Consider the following 13825-nt stretch of genomic DNA (forward strand, 5'->3'; position numbering starts at 1 on the left):
CCGGCCGTGTGGATCACGAGGCCGGGCTTGTGCTTGGAGGGATCGATCTCCCACAGTTCCTTGATGCCGATGCCGTAGACCTGCGGGTCCGAGTCACGGCCGAGCTTGAACTTCTCGTTGAGCTGACGGCCCAGATGCCCGCGGCAGCCTTCGCAGAACAGCGTGTACTTGGCATGCAACTCCATGCCGAGCTGGAAGTTCTCGGTCGGCTCGCCGTCCTTGCCCACGCCCATGTTGCCGGTGGCGACACCTCTTACCGAGCCGTCTTCGTTGTAGAGAATTTCGGCGGCCGGGAAGCCAGGGAAAATCTCCACGCCCAGCGCTTCGGCCTGCTGGCCCAGCCAGCGCGTAACGTTCGCGAGACTGATGACGTAGTTGCCGTGGTTCTTGAAGTTGTCGGGGAGTGCCCAGTTCGGCACGCCCTTCGCGCCCGTTTCCGTGAGGAAAAGGAACTTGTCTTCGGTCACGGGCACATTCAGCGGCGCGCCCTGTTCTTTCCAGTCAGGAATCAACTCGTTCAAGGCGCGCGGATCCATGACCGCGCCCGAGAGGATATGCGCCCCGATCTCCGAGCCTTTTTCCAGCACGCACACGCCAATTTCGGCGCCTTTCTCTGCGGCCAGCTGTTTCAGGCGGATTGCGGCGGAAAGCCCGGCCGGGCCGCCGCCCACGATCACCACGTCGTATTCCATCGACTCGCGTGGACCGTACTGCGCGACGAGCGCCTCGCTCTGCTGCGTCATCGACGATGCCCCGCTGTCGCCTCGCCCGCAACCGCCTCGATGGCGATCGAGGCCAACTGCGCGCCGGGCCCGGAAGGGCGCAGTGCGAGCTCCTCGGGCCGGCCGCTGATCCACAACGCGTTGAGCGGCGGCAACGTCACGCCGCGCAGCAGCGCGCTTTCCACATTCCACTGCCCGGCAAGACTCACGAGCAGATGCGTGGTGGCGGGCGTCACGCGCAGCGAGTGCGCCGCGACGCTCACCCGCGCGCGAAACGCGCCGCGCTTGCACATGACGTTGAGCACGTTCACGGGCCGCGCGGGCAGGTTCACCCACACATGCAGGTCGCCCGAGAAATGCACCGGCTGGCCCGCGCGCGCGAGCAACTGGCCGTCTTGCGAATGCAGATCGATTGCGCCGTCGTCGATGGGCAGCAGCGTGCGATCGTAGCCCGGAAACTGCGAGAACTTCGCCGGGCCGTCGAGCGTCGCGACGCTCACGCGCCACGGCGCGGCGCCATTGTGCTCGCGTCCGCGAGCGAGCGTGCGCGTCGTGCCGCCGCCGTTGGCCCAAGGCTCGGCGGGCACGCGCGCGCCGTCGATGAGACGCACGGCGTAAAGCTCGGCGGCGTCGTCGCAAAGAGCGGGCAGGCGGGCGTTCATGCGCGTTGCCCCGCAGCGGGCGTGCGCGCTTCGATCATGCCGGCCACGCGCGCGACGGGCGCCAGATTTCGGAAAGTCATCAATTTTCTCCTTTTCGCATGAGAAAGCGCTTCACGCGCCGGCCTCAGGACACCGCGCCCAGGCCGTATTTGCCGGTGAGCAGCGCGCCGCTCGCGAAGCGTTCGAGCGCGTAGGGTTCGAGGGAAACGTCGGTGGGCAGGCCGAGCGCGTGTTGCGCGAGCAGCTTGCCGATGCCCGGCGAAAGCTTGAAGCCGTGGCCCGAGAAGCCGAAGCCCACCGTGAGCCCTTCCACGTCGGCGACCTTGCCGAGCACGGGGTTCCAGTCGGGCGTGACGTCGTACACGCCGGTCCACGAGGAGGCGAGGCCCGCGGTTTCGTAGGCGGGGAAGTGCTCGGCCACCTGCGCGCCCACTTCGGCCACATAGTCGAGCGAGATGTCGCCTTGTTCGGTTTCCGGCGCGTTGAGCGTGTCGCCCACCACGCCTTCGGACACGAGCATCTGGCTGCCGCCGTAGCTGCGGAAATACAGCATGCCCGCCGAGCCGAGATCCTTGAACGCGGGCATCGCGAAGGTGTAGGGCGCCGCTTCGCATTCCAGCGCGAGCACGGTGTGGCGCTCGGGCTTCACGGGCAGCGGCACGCCGATCCATTGCGCGAGTTCCGGCGTCCAGATGTTCTGTGTGCTGATGAGCGCGCCGCAGCCGAAGCGGCCTGCCGTCGTTTCCACCCCCGTCACGCGGCGGCCTTCGCGGATCAGGCCCGTCACGCGCACGCCCTCCATGATCTTCACGCCGCGGCGGCGCGCGGCGCGCGCGAAGCTCGTCGCCACCAGGTAGGCGTCGGCGAAGCCTGCTTCCGGTTCGAAGCCGATCAGCGCGGCGTCGTCGAAGGTGGCGATCGGCAGGCGCGCCTGCGCCGCCTGGCGGTCGAGCAATTGCACTTCGATGCCCATGTCCTGTTGCGCGCGCAACGAGGCGGCGAGCGGATCGAGCTTGTCGCCTTCGGGCGCGCTGATCATGTAGCCGCACTTGACGAGGCCGCACGAGGCTTCGTCGTCGCCGAGATAGTCGGCGAAATTATTGAACGCCCACCACGAAGCGCGGGCCAGTTCGACGTTCTGGCGCACCGAGTAATGCGTGCGCAGCAGCCCCGAGGACTGCGAGGTGGTGCCCGCGCCGATCGTGCCCTGGTCGAGCACGAGAACGCTGGTCGCGCCGAGCGCGGCGAGATGGTGGGCGACGGACGTGCCGATCACGCCGGCGCCGATCACGACATAGTCAAAGTGGCTCATGGGGCCCCCGTGGTGAACGATGGGGCCAATTCTGCGTCTGCCGTGCACACCGTATTTTTGTATTAGGCAAACTTATGGTTCACGAACGCGATCGCTCATCGTCCGCGTGTTTGCCGCCCAGGGCGGCATCATGCGCAGACGACGCGGTGGCGGCGAGCACGAAACCGGTGCGCAAGACCGGCCGCGCGTGGCATACGGCGGCCGGCGTCATGGCGCAAACATCCGCGGAGCCCTTCATGAGACGTACCCAGGCACCTATCGACCTCAACGCCTTGCAAGCCTTTCTCGCGGTGTGCGAGACCGGCTCGATGACGGGCGCGGCAAAACAGCTCGGCGTGAGCCAGAGCGCGGTGAGTCAAGCCATTGCGGCGCTCGAGCGCGATCAGGGCGTGGTGCTGTTCGATCGCGAGAGCCGCCCGCCGCGCCCCAACGTCGCGGGCCGTGCGCTGCTCGAACTGGCCGGCCCGCTGCTGGAGCATGCGCAGATGGTCAGCACGCGCATTGGCGACGCATCGAACGCGGGCACCTTGCCGGTGCGCCTTGGCTGCGTGGATTCGTTTGCCGCGACCGTGGGGCCGGAACTGATACGCGCGGTGTCCGGCTCGGCGCGGCAGATCGCGCTCTGGTCGGGCTTGACGCCGGGCTTGAGCAAGCAATTGCACGACCGCGAACTGGACCTCGCGGTCTGCACGCAAACGACGCTCAACGACGCGCGCATCGTCGAGGTGCCGCTCTTTTCGGAAGCGTTTGTCGCCGTGGTCTCGCGCACCTGGCTGGCCGAGCACCGCAACGCCGACTGGCGCACGCTCGCGCTGGAAATGCCGATGATCCGCTATACCGCGCGCTCGGTGATCGGGCAGCAGGTCGAGCGCTACGCGCGGCATCTGGGCATCAACAGCCCGCGCCGTTACGAGTTCGACGCAACCGACCCGCTGCTGAGCCTCGTGGCGGCACGGCTGGGTTTTGCCATCTCAACGCCCCTGTGCCTCTGGCAGGCGCGCCAGTATTTGCCGGACATCGCCGTGCTGCCGCTGCCCTCCGGGCGGCTCGGGCGGCGCGACTTTTTCCTGCTGCACCGGCAGGGCGAGTGGGACATGTTCGCGCAGGAAATCGTCACGCTCACGCGGCGCGTGCTCGACGCATCGATCCGTCCCGCGCTCGTGCGAGCGTTGCCGCAATTGCCTGATGAAGCGCTGCACTAGGGCGCGGATCGATTCAACGCCTTCAAGGAGGATCAATCAGATGAACGAACTGTTTTTCATTGAGCGAGGCACGGCGCCCTTGCTGGTGTCGATCCCGCATCTGGGCACGTGCATTCCCGAAGCATTGCAGGATCGCTATACGCCCACGGCGCTAACGGTGGCCGACACGGACTGGCATCTAGACCGCCTCTATGCGTTCGCGCGCGAGATGGGCGCAACGGTGCTGGGCGCGCGCGTTTCGCGCTACGTGATCGATCTGAACCGGCCGCCCAACGACGAAAGCCTCTATCCGGGCCAGACCACCACGGGCTTGTGCCCCGCCGAAACCTTTCGCGGCGAGCCTGTTTACAAGCCGGGTTGCGCACCGGATGCGGCGCGGCGCGCCGAACGCGTCGCGCAGTACTGGCAGCCCTGGCACGACACGCTCGCGGCCGAGCTGGCGCGGCTGCGCGAGCTGCACGCGAACGTGCTGCTGTGGGAAGCGCATTCGATCGCGAGCGTGTTGCCGCGCCTGTTCGAGAACAAGCTGCCCGACCTCAACCTGGGCACGCAGGACGGTCGCACCTGCGCGGGCGCAGTCCAGCAGGCCGCGGTCGATGCGATGCAGGCGAGCCCTTTCACCTCGGTGGCGAACGGCCGTTTCAAAGGCGGCTACATCACGCGCCACTACGGCGCGCCCGAGCGCGGCATCCACGCGATTCAGCTCGAAATGTGTCAATCGACGTATATGAGCGAGGACGCACCGTTCGCGTACCGGGTCGAGCGCGCCGAAGCCGTGCAGCCCACGCTGCAACGCATGGTCGGCGGGGCGCTGGCAGCGCTGAAGCAACTCGCGCCCGTGCTTTCATAAGCGTTTCTGATACTCGGGCGTAAGCGGGCGTTCCGTTTCAGTGCGGGCACGCACAGCAGGCAGGAAAGCCGCGCACCGTGAGCAGGCAAGCGGGGAAGCGGGCGGAACGGAAAGGCAGGTTGAAGAAGGCTGGCGTGCGCGCCAGGTGTTTATCAGCAGGAATTTTTAATTCATGACGATAAACATGGCACGGACGTTGCATAAGAAGTAGCGCAGGGGTGATCGAGGGACCCGCGACTCATTCGGTGGTGCCCGGCGGATAGATGAAGATCGACAGGAACTGGATGGGCGTCTTGATGAGGCGCTCGGGGCCGTGAGGAATGTCGGCCTGGAAGGTGAGGGTGTCGCCGGGATGGAGGATGTAGGTTTGCTGGCCGTGGCGGTACTCGATCACGCCCTTGAGCATGTGGATGAACTCGGTGCCCGGATGTTCGAAGGTCGGAAAGCGCTCCGCTTCGTCTTCGAGGGTGATGAGGAAGGGTTCGAAGGCTTTGCGCGGGCCCTGGTCGTAGGCGAGCAGATGGTAGGTGTGGCCGCGTTTGGTGCCTTTGCGGACGACTTCCATGCCCGCGCCTTTCTTGACGAGTTGCGCGCCGCCCTGCGGCACGTCGAAGTTGCGAAAGAGCGTGGACAGTGAGACGCCGAGTGTTTGGGCGATGCGGTGCAGAACGTCGAGTCCGGTCGAAGTCTGGGCATTCTCGATCTTCGAGAGCATGCCGCGGCTGATACCGGCCTGGTCGGCGACCTGGGCAATGGTCAGGCCGTGACGCTGGCGCAGTTCGCGAATTGCCGCGCCCAGGTAGCGTTCGAGTGGTGCTTTGCTGTCGTCCCCGGTTTGCATGGCTGGCCTCGGTTTTAAAAGCGCAAGCGTAGCAGGCGGGGCGCTTACGTGCGCGCTGGATGTTTCACATCAAGAAATAAAGTTGCACATGGAGAATTTTAAAAACTGACTATGCGCGTGCGCAGCGCGAGCGCGCGGTTCGGCCACCCGTTCCCGCAAGGGCCGAAACGCCTCGATGACCGACGTGAAGTCGGGCGCACCGCTCTTTCAACCGCGGATGAGTTGCAAGGAGTGACGATGAATCTCAATGATGCAAAGCTACCCGTCAATGAGTTGGGAAGCGTGCCGCGCTTCAGCTCGGCGGACGACGCGCAGAGCTGGCTCAGCCAGCAGGGCGTGAAATACGTGTTGGCGCAGTTCGTCGATATTCACGGCGTGGCGAAGGCCAAGTCGGTGCCGGTCTCGCATCTGAAGACCGTGCTCAAGGCGGGCGCCGGGTTCGCGGGCTTCGCGATCTGGGGCGTGGGGATCGAGCCGAACGGCCCGGACTTCATGGCCGTGGGCGATCTTTCGACGCTCACGCCGGTGCCCTGGCAGCCGGGCCTCGCGCGCATCGTCTGCGACGGCCATGTGGAAGGCGAACCGTGGGCCCACGATTCGCGCGTGACGCTCAAGCGCCAGGTGGCGCGCGTGGCCGAGCGCGGCTGGACGCTCTTCACGGGTCTCGAGCCGGAGTTCTCGCTGCTGCGCCGCTCGGCCTCGGGCACGCTGGAGCCGTGCGACCCGAGCGACACGCTCGCCAAGCCTTGCTACGACTACAAGGGCCTGTCGCGCACGCGCGTGTTTCTCGAACGCCTCACCGACTCCATGCGCGCAGTGGGCATCGACGTCTATCAGATCGACCACGAAGACGCCAACGGCCAGTTCGAAATCAACTACACGTACGCCGATTGCCTGACCTCGTGCGATCACTACGTGTTCTTCAAGATGGCCGCCTCGGAAATCGCCAACGAACTCGGCATGATCTGCTCGTTCATGGCCAAGCCGTTCGCGAACCGTCCGGGCAACGGCATGCACATGCACGTTTCGATCGGCGACGGCAAGCGCAACCTGTTTGCCGACCCGACCGACGCGCTCGGCATGGGCCTCTCGAAGCTCGGCTACCAGTTCACGGCGGGTCTGCTCAAGCACGCGCCCGCGCTCACGGCGCTGTGCAACCCCACCGTGAACTCGTACAAGCGCCTCGTGGTGGGCCGCTCGCTCACCGGTGCGACCTGGGCGCCTGCCTATGTGAGCTATGGCGACAACAACCGCTCGACCATGGTGCGCATGCCCGGCGAGCGCATCGAACTGCGCCTGCCCGACGGCTCGTGCAATCCGTATCTCGCCACGGCGGCCGTGCTCGCGGCGGGGCTCGACGGCATCGACAACGAACTCGATCCGGGCGCGCCCGCCAACGAGAACCTTTACGAGTGGTCGCCCGCGAAGCTTGCCGAAAACGGCATTGCCGTGCTGCCGCAAAACCTCGAACAGGCGCTCGACGCGCTCGAAGCGGACACGCTCATCTGCGAGGCGCTCGGCCCCGTCGCGCAGGAATTCATCAAGCTCAAGCGGATGGAGTGGCTCGAATACATGCGCCACGTTTCCGATTGGGAACTCAAGAGCTACCTCGAATTTTTCTAAGGAGAACGACATGTGCGGAATCGTAGGCTTGCTGGTGAAAACACCGGCGCTACGCGAGCAGCTCGGCGAACTGATGGTGCCGATGCTGATCGGCATGACCGAGCGCGGTCCGGACTCGGCGGGTCTCGCCGTGTTCGGCAAGGAACTGGATGCAAGCCAGCGCAAGCTGAGCCTTTATTCGGGCTTTACGCAGGAAGGCGCGGAGTTTCCGTGGCACACGCTGCTCGACCAGCTCAACCGCGCGATGGACGTCACCGCGCGCATCGACGCGAAAGCGAACCACGCCGTGCTCACGCTGCAAGGCAACGCACAAGCCGTGAAGGCGTGGCTGGGCGAGCAATATCCGAAGCTCTATCTGCTTTCCACGGGCCGCTCGATCGATCTGTACAAGGACATCGGCTCGCCCGCCGAAGTGGCCGGGCGCTACGACTTCTCGAAACTCAAGGGCTCGCACCTCGTGGGGCACACGCGCATGGCGACGGAGTCGGCGGTCACGCCTGACCGCGCGCATCCGTTCACGGCAGGCGAGGACTTTTGCCTCGTGCACAACGGCTCGCTGTCGAACCCGTACGGCGTGCGCCGCAAGCTGGAGCCGCTCGGCATTCACTTCGACACCGACAACGACACCGAAGCCGCGTGCCGCTTTCTCGAATGGCGCCTGCGCGAAGGCGACTCGCTGCCCGATGCGCTGCAAAAGGGCTTCGAGGAGCTGGACGGCTTCTACACGTTCCTGATGGGCACGTCGAACGAGCTTGCGCTGATTCGCGATCCGTTCGCCTGCAAGCCCGCCGTCGTGGCCGAAAACGACGACTACGTGGCGATCGCCTCCGAGTTCCGCTCGCTCGCGCATCTGCCCGATATTCGCAACGCGAAGGTTTTCGAACCCGCACCCGAGGAGATGTACGTATGGAAGGCGTGATTTTCGATCTGGAAAACAAGGGCGTGCGGGAGCTGAACCAGTACCTGCACGGCGACGCCGCGGCACTGAATGGCCAGCGCGTGAGCGTGACCTCGCCCAATGGCGCGCACAACATTGCTGTGGGCGTGAACGCCAACGTGCGGATCACCGTCGAGGGCCACGCGGGCTACTACGCGGGCGGCATGAACCAGCATGCGGACATCGTGATCGAGGGCAGCGCCGGCACGGGCGTGGGCGAGAACATGATGAGCGGCAAGGTGCATGTGCGCGGCTTCGCCTCGAACGGCGCAGGCGCTTCGGCACACGGCGGCCTGCTCGTGATCGACGGCGACGCGGGCCTGCGCTGCGGCATCTCGCTCAAGGGCGGCGACATCGTAGTGGGCGGCTCGGTGGGCAGCTTCTCCGCCTTCATGGCGCAGGCGGGCCGCATGGTGATTTGCGGCGACGCGGGCGACGCGCTCGGTGATTCGCTCTACGAAGCGGTGCTGTACGTGCGCGGCGAAGTGAAGTCGCTCGGCGCCGACGCGCAGTACGAGCCCATGACCGACGCCGACATTGGCACCGTGCGCGAACTGCTCGAAGCGGCGGGGCTCGATCACGATCCGGCGAAGTTCCGCCGCATTGCCTCGGCCCGCACGCTTTATCACTGGAACGCCGACGCGGACCAGGAATACTGAACAACACGATCGAGAAGGTCCCCATGGAAACCAAACCGGTTCATTTCGCGCGTCTGCAACAGGAAGAGTCCAGCACCTTCGACCGCAAGACCATCGATTACATTCACACCGCCGCGCAGCGCGGCCTGTACGAAATCCGCGGTCTGGGCTCGAAAAAGAGCGTGCCGCATTTCGACGATCTGCTGTTTCTCGGCGCTTCGCTTTCGCGCTATCCGCTCGAAGGCTATCGCGAGAAGTGCAGTTCGCAAACGGTGCTCGGCACTCGCTTCGCCAAGAAGCCGATCGTGCTCGATACGCCCGTGACGATCGCGGGCATGAGCTTCGGCGCGCTCTCGGCCAACGTGAAAGAGGCGCTCGGGCGCGCGGCCACGGCGGCGGGCACCTCGACCACCACCGGCGACGGCGGCATGACGCAGGAAGAGCGCCAGTCGTCGAAGACGCTGGTTTATCAATGCCTGCCTTCGCGCTACGGCTTCAATCCGGACGACGTGCGCCGCGCCGACGCCATCGAAGTCGTGATCGGCCAGGGCGCGAAGCCGGGCGGCGGCGGCATGCTGCTCGGGCAGAAGGTGAACCCGCGCGTGGCTTCGATGCGTACGCTGCCCGCGGGCGTGGATCAGCGCTCGGCGAGCCGCCACCCCGACTGGACCGGCCCCGATGACCTCGCCATCAAGATTCAGGAACTGCGTGAGATCACCGACTGGGAAAAGCCCATCTACGTGAAAGTCGCGGCCACGCGCACCTTCAACGATGTCAAGCTCGCCGTGCACGCGGGCGCCGACGTGGTGGTGATCGACGGCATGCAGGGCGGCACGGCGGCCACGCAAAGCTGCTTCATCGACAACGTGGGCATTCCGACGCTCGCGGCGGTGCGCCAGGCGGTGGATGCGCTCGAAGACCTCAACATGAAGGGCAAGGTGCAGTTGATCGTCTCGGGCGGCATCCGCACGGGCGCCGACGTGGCGAAAGCGCTCGCGCTGGGCGCGGACGCGGTGGCGATCGGGCAGGGCGTGCTGATGGCGCTGGGCTGCAACAGCGAGACGTACTACCAGAACGGCGCGCTGCATTCCGCGCTGGCCGACTATGCGGCGCTGAACACGTCGCCGGGTTTCTGCCATCACTGCCATACGGGCAAATGTCCGGTGGGCGTGACGACGCAGGACGCCATGCTCGAAAAGCGGCTGGAGCCGGAAGAGGGCGCGCGCCGCGTGAAGAACTACCTCAAGACGCTCACGATGGAGCTCACGACCATCGCGCGCGCTTGCGGCAAGCAGAACGTGCACCACCTGGAGCCGGAAGACCTCGTGGCGCTGACGGTCGAATCGGCGGCGATGGCGCGCGTGCCGCTCGCGGGCACGTCGTGGATTCCCGGTATGAACCTGCGTTGATCGAGCCGTAAAACAAGCAGTATTTGCAGCACCGGGCGCGCGCGGGCGAGGAGACTGCCGCGCGCACCGTCGAAACGCGCAAGCGGGCGCACGACAAGCCGGCAGCGCAGGCCATGCACTGTTATCCAACTTCTATCCCACACGCGTGTCGTGAAGGCCGCGCCGCTTGCGCGCGCCTGACGCGATGCCTTTCTACAGGATCGTGCAATGAAAAGCTTGGGCAAACTACTCGCGGTGATCGGCGCCCTGGCGCTCTCGCTGCCCGCGCTCGCGCAGGGCGCGGCCGCGCCGACGCCGAACAAGGGCGACACCGCCTGGATGATCGTCGCGACGCTCCTCGTCGTGATGATGGCCGCGCCGGGTCTCGGTCTCTTTTACGGCGGCATGGTGCGCGCGAAAAACATGCTGTCCGTGCTGATGCAAACGCTCGTGATCTTTTGCCTGCTTGGCGTATTGTGGGCCGTGTATGGCTACAGCATCGCGTTCACCGAGGGCAACGCGTTCTTCGGCGGCTTCAGCAAACTGTTTCTCGCGGGCGTGACGCCCGACACCACGGCCAGCACGTTCAGCAAGGGCGTGGTGGTGCCCGAATACATCTACGTGTCGTTCCAGCTCACGTTCGCGGCGATTACGCCCGCGCTCATCATCGGCGGCATCGCCGAACGTGCGAAGTTTTCGGCCGTGCTGGCCTTCATGGTGCTGTGGTTCACGTTTTCGTATCTGCCCATCGCGCACATGGTGTGGTACTGGGCCGGCCCGGACGCCTACACGAGCGCTGCCGCCGCGGAAAAAGCCAACGCCACGGCGGGCTTCCTGTTCCAGAAGGGCGCGCTCGACTTCGCGGGCGGCACCGTCGTGCATATCAACGCGGGTATTGCGGCGCTGGTGGGCGCGGTCATGATCGGCAAGCGCGTGGGCTACGGGCGCGAGCATATGGCGCCGCATAGCCTCACGATGACGATGATCGGCGGCTCGCTGCTGTGGGTGGGCTGGTTCGGCTTCAACGTGGGCTCGAACCTTGAAGCCAACGGTGCGGCGGCGCTGGCCTTCGTCACCACCTTGCTCGCCACCTGCGCGGCCACCGTCTCGTGGACCGTCGTCGAATGGACGATCAAGGGCAAGCCCTCGATGCTCGGCGCGGTGTCCGGCGCGATTGCGGGGCTCGTGGTCATCACGCCCGCATGTGGTTTTGTCGGGCCGATGGGCGCGATCGTGATGGGCTTCATCGCGGGCGCGCTGTGCTACTGGGGCGTGAATGGCCTCAAGCGCATGCTCGGCGTGGACGATTCGCTCGACGTGTTCGGCGTGCACTGCATCGGCGGCATCGCGGGCGCGCTGCTCACGGGCGTGTTCGCATCGCCGAAACTGGGCGGCACGGGTGTCTACGACTATGTCGCGAACAAGGTGGGCGACTACGACATGGCAAGCCAGTTGATCTCGCAGTGCTGGGGCGTGGGCACGTCGCTGGTGTGGTCGGCCGTGGTGTCGTTCGTGGCGTTCAAGCTCGTGGACATGGTGATCGGCCTGCGTGTCGATCAGGAGGGCGAGCGCGAAGGGCTCGACGTGAGTTCGCACGGTGAGTCGGCGTATCACGCGTAATGGAGGGTTGGGGCGTCGCACCGCGTGCGGCGCCCCGGCTACCGATGATGGTATGGCGTGCGCGTCAAAGTTGCGGATCGAGCAGGGCGGCCGCGCTCTCCAGCAGCTTTTCGGCTAGCGGACGTCTGCGCCAGTCATCGAGTGTGATGCGCTGCGCGCGGGCCATGTCGGCGTCGAAAATCGCCGTCTGCTGGCGTGCGAAGTCGCGGTCGTAGATGTTGAGATTGGCTTCGTCGTTGAGCTTGAACGAGCGGTTGTCGAAATTGGTCGAGCCGACCGACACCAGAAACTCGTCGACGACCAGCAGCTTGCAGTGAAACATCGTCGGCTGATACTCGTACATCTGGACGCCCGCCGCGAGCAGGCCGCCCCAGCACGCGCGCGACGCTTCGCGCACCGTATGGGTGTCGATGCGCTTGCCGGGCGTGATGATGCGCACCCTCACGCCGCGCCTGGCGGCCTCCACGATCGCGTTGATCGTCAATTTGTCCGGCACGAAGTACGCGCTCGACAAGTCGATGCAGTGTGTGGCGGCCGTGATCGCCATGAGGTACATGAGTTGCATGTCGTCGCTGCCGCCCGAGGGCGAACTGCTGAACATGTGCGCGAGGCCGTCGCCCGCCGCATCGAGTTCCGGAAAGTACGGCGCGCCGTGCAGCACATTGCCCGTCGACTTGACCCAGTTGTCCATGAAGACCGCCTGCATTTGCCCGACCGCCGGACCTTCGACACGAAAGTGCGTATCGCGCCAGTGCTTCTCGTCCTGCGCGTGCCCGGTCCACTCGTCGGCAATGCCCACGCCGCCCGTGAAGCCGATGCGTCCGTCGATCACGAGCAGCTTGCGGTGCGTGCGGTCGTTCATGCGGCCAAGACCTGTCCAGTGCGGCTTGTGATACTTGATGACTTCGGCGCCCGCCTCATGCAGCATCCGCAGATAGCGGCTGTCCATCTTCGACGAGCCGACCCAGTCGACCAGCACATGCACCGCAACGCCTTCACGCGCCTTGTCGGACAGTGCGCGCGCGAATGCCTCGCCGATCGCTCCGGACCAGTAAATGAAGCTTTCGAAGGTGAGCGTGGATTGCGCCGAGCGGATAGCCTCCAGCATGGACGGAAAAATCTCGTCGCCGTTCACAAGCACTGCGAATCGATTGCCGCCGACCACGGGCGGCCCGAGCAGCAGCCCCATCGAGCGGATGAACTGCGGACTGCTGCTCGCGTACAGCCGCTCGATCTTGTGCTCGATCTTCTTCTCGCCGCTCGTGAGGTTCGCGATCACCAGCACGACGATAAGCGTGATCGCAACCGTCAGGAGAATCAGGGCAAGCGTCGGCATGAGCGGATCTCGCTGGGCGAATCGTCGTCGTAAGCACTTCGCACCATGCGTTCAGTGCCAAAGCAGGGCGATGCGCATGATGACTGGATTTCGGCGCTCGCTTTGCGCGCCGTGTCCGCTGCGGCGCGTGCTTGTGGTCGCCAGGGCGAGTCCTGTATCCGGGCGATCGATCTTTTTCATGGCGTTCCCCTTGCTTCACGTGGGCCTGCGCAAGCAGGCAGCAAAGGCCACAGAGCACATGGCGTGCCGAAGGATGAGCGGCTTGCGAGCGCGTGGGGTGGTTGTCTTCCAGCGAATATGGGGATGGATTACGGTGACAGGGCTCACTCGCTGGATGGCAAGGCAGGTTCAAGCGCGGACCGCCACAGTCGCCACAATGAGCGCCGAGAAGATCAGCGCTGGGGCGAGATGCCGCAACGGTTCCCGATTGCGCAGCAGCGTAAAGAGCGCGCCGATCATGATCGCACTGGCGAGCGTCAGGCCCAGGACTCGGGTTGGTTGTCCAGCAAGGAGCGCTGCGCTGAGGAGTTCCAGGGCGCCGCAGAGCAAACGAAGCCATGCCGGGTAACCCCAACGTGCAAAGTCGCGCTTCACCGCGCCGCGTCCGGCGAGATTGACCACCCCGGCAACGGCGAATAGAACCGCTACGATCGTCGCGAGAATCGATTCAAGCGATGCAGTGTTGAACGACATC

The 13825-nt window shown here is 65.4% G+C and carries 14 protein-coding genes; 7 read left to right on the forward strand and 7 right to left on the reverse strand.

Annotation, left to right across the window (positions count from 1 at the left end; genetic code table 11):
• The 3 genes from C7401_RS32230 to C7401_RS32240 all read right to left on the reverse strand — a co-directional run.
• On the reverse strand, positions 1 to 743 hold a 743-nt coding region (locus tag C7401_RS32230; RefSeq protein ID WP_146758037.1), incomplete at its 3' end, for an NAD(P)/FAD-dependent oxidoreductase.
• On the reverse strand, positions 740 to 1384 hold the full coding sequence (locus C7401_RS32235; protein ID WP_112175591.1) for a HutD/Ves family protein: 645 nt from the start codon (positions 1382 to 1384) through the stop codon (positions 740 to 742). The genes C7401_RS32235 and C7401_RS32230, both read right to left, overlap by 4 nt.
• Positions 1385 to 1508: 124 nt before the next feature.
• On the reverse strand, positions 1509 to 2696 hold the full coding sequence (locus C7401_RS32240) for an NAD(P)/FAD-dependent oxidoreductase (RefSeq protein WP_112175593.1): 1188 nt from the start codon (positions 2694 to 2696) through the stop codon (positions 1509 to 1511).
• Between the two features lie 236 nt (positions 2697 to 2932).
• On the opposite strand from C7401_RS32240, the gene C7401_RS32245 reads away from it, so the two are divergent.
• Together C7401_RS32245 and hutG are read left to right on the forward strand one after the other, a co-directional pair.
• Entirely contained in the window at positions 2933 to 3898 is a 966-nt protein-coding gene (locus C7401_RS32245; protein WP_112175807.1) for a LysR family transcriptional regulator, read from the forward strand.
• A 40-nt stretch (positions 3899 to 3938) separates the two neighbouring features.
• Positions 3939 to 4748, forward strand: coding sequence for an N-formylglutamate deformylase (gene hutG / locus C7401_RS32250; protein WP_112175595.1), 810 nt, complete (start codon positions 3939 to 3941; stop codon positions 4746 to 4748).
• A gap of 238 nt (positions 4749 to 4986) precedes the next feature.
• On the opposite strand, the gene C7401_RS32255 is transcribed toward hutG, so the two are convergent.
• On the reverse strand, positions 4987 to 5589 hold the full coding sequence (locus C7401_RS32255; protein WP_112175597.1) for a helix-turn-helix domain-containing protein: 603 nt from the start codon (positions 5587 to 5589) through the stop codon (positions 4987 to 4989).
• Positions 5590 to 5826: 237 nt separating this feature from the next.
• Between C7401_RS32255 and glnT the strand changes: the two genes are divergently transcribed.
• The 5 genes from glnT (at position 5827) to C7401_RS32280 (ending at position 11795) form a co-directional block, all read left to right on the forward strand.
• Entirely contained in the window at positions 5827 to 7212 is a 1386-nt protein-coding gene (glnT, locus tag C7401_RS32260; protein WP_112175599.1) for a type III glutamate--ammonia ligase, read from the forward strand.
• A 10-nt stretch (positions 7213 to 7222) separates the two neighbouring features.
• The gene (locus C7401_RS32265) at positions 7223 to 8131 is read left to right on the forward strand and encodes a class II glutamine amidotransferase (protein WP_112175601.1); all 909 of its coding nucleotides are present in this window, start codon (positions 7223 to 7225) and stop codon (positions 8129 to 8131) included.
• Positions 8119 to 8808: a GltB/FmdC/FwdC-like GXGXG domain-containing protein gene (locus tag C7401_RS32270; protein ID WP_112175603.1), complete on the forward strand. Its 690-nt coding sequence runs from the start codon at positions 8119 to 8121 to the stop codon at positions 8806 to 8808. Before C7401_RS32265 ends, C7401_RS32270 begins: the two co-directional genes overlap by 13 nt.
• A 23-nt stretch (positions 8809 to 8831) precedes the next feature.
• Positions 8832 to 10196 (forward strand): FMN-binding glutamate synthase family protein, encoded by a 1365-nt coding sequence (locus tag C7401_RS32275; RefSeq protein ID WP_112175605.1) that lies wholly within the window; start codon positions 8832 to 8834, stop codon positions 10194 to 10196.
• Between the two features lie 207 nt (positions 10197 to 10403).
• A complete protein-coding gene (locus tag C7401_RS32280) occupies positions 10404 to 11795 on the forward strand; it encodes an ammonium transporter (RefSeq protein WP_112175607.1) in 1392 nt (463 codons plus the stop codon).
• Between the two features lie 64 nt (positions 11796 to 11859).
• On the opposite strand, the gene cls is transcribed toward C7401_RS32280, so the two are convergent.
• The 3 genes from cls to C7401_RS32290 all read right to left on the reverse strand — a co-directional run bounded on the left by cls (position 11860) and on the right by C7401_RS32290 (position 13824).
• Positions 11860 to 13131 (reverse strand): cardiolipin synthase, encoded by a 1272-nt coding sequence (gene cls, locus C7401_RS32285; protein ID WP_112175609.1) that lies wholly within the window; start codon positions 13129 to 13131, stop codon positions 11860 to 11862.
• Between the two features lie 51 nt (positions 13132 to 13182).
• On the reverse strand, positions 13183 to 13311 hold the full coding sequence (locus tag C7401_RS45740; protein ID WP_258397315.1) for a hypothetical protein: 129 nt from the start codon (positions 13309 to 13311) through the stop codon (positions 13183 to 13185).
• A 168-nt stretch (positions 13312 to 13479) separates the two neighbouring features.
• Positions 13480 to 13824, reverse strand: a complete 345-nt coding sequence (locus tag C7401_RS32290; RefSeq protein ID WP_258397316.1) for a DoxX family protein — start codon at positions 13822 to 13824, stop codon at positions 13480 to 13482.
• Position 13825 lies beyond the last annotated feature (1 nt).

Origin of the sequence: Paraburkholderia unamae, from assembly GCF_003268775.1 — a bacterium.
Classification (GTDB): domain Bacteria; phylum Pseudomonadota; class Gammaproteobacteria; order Burkholderiales; family Burkholderiaceae; genus Paraburkholderia; species Paraburkholderia unamae.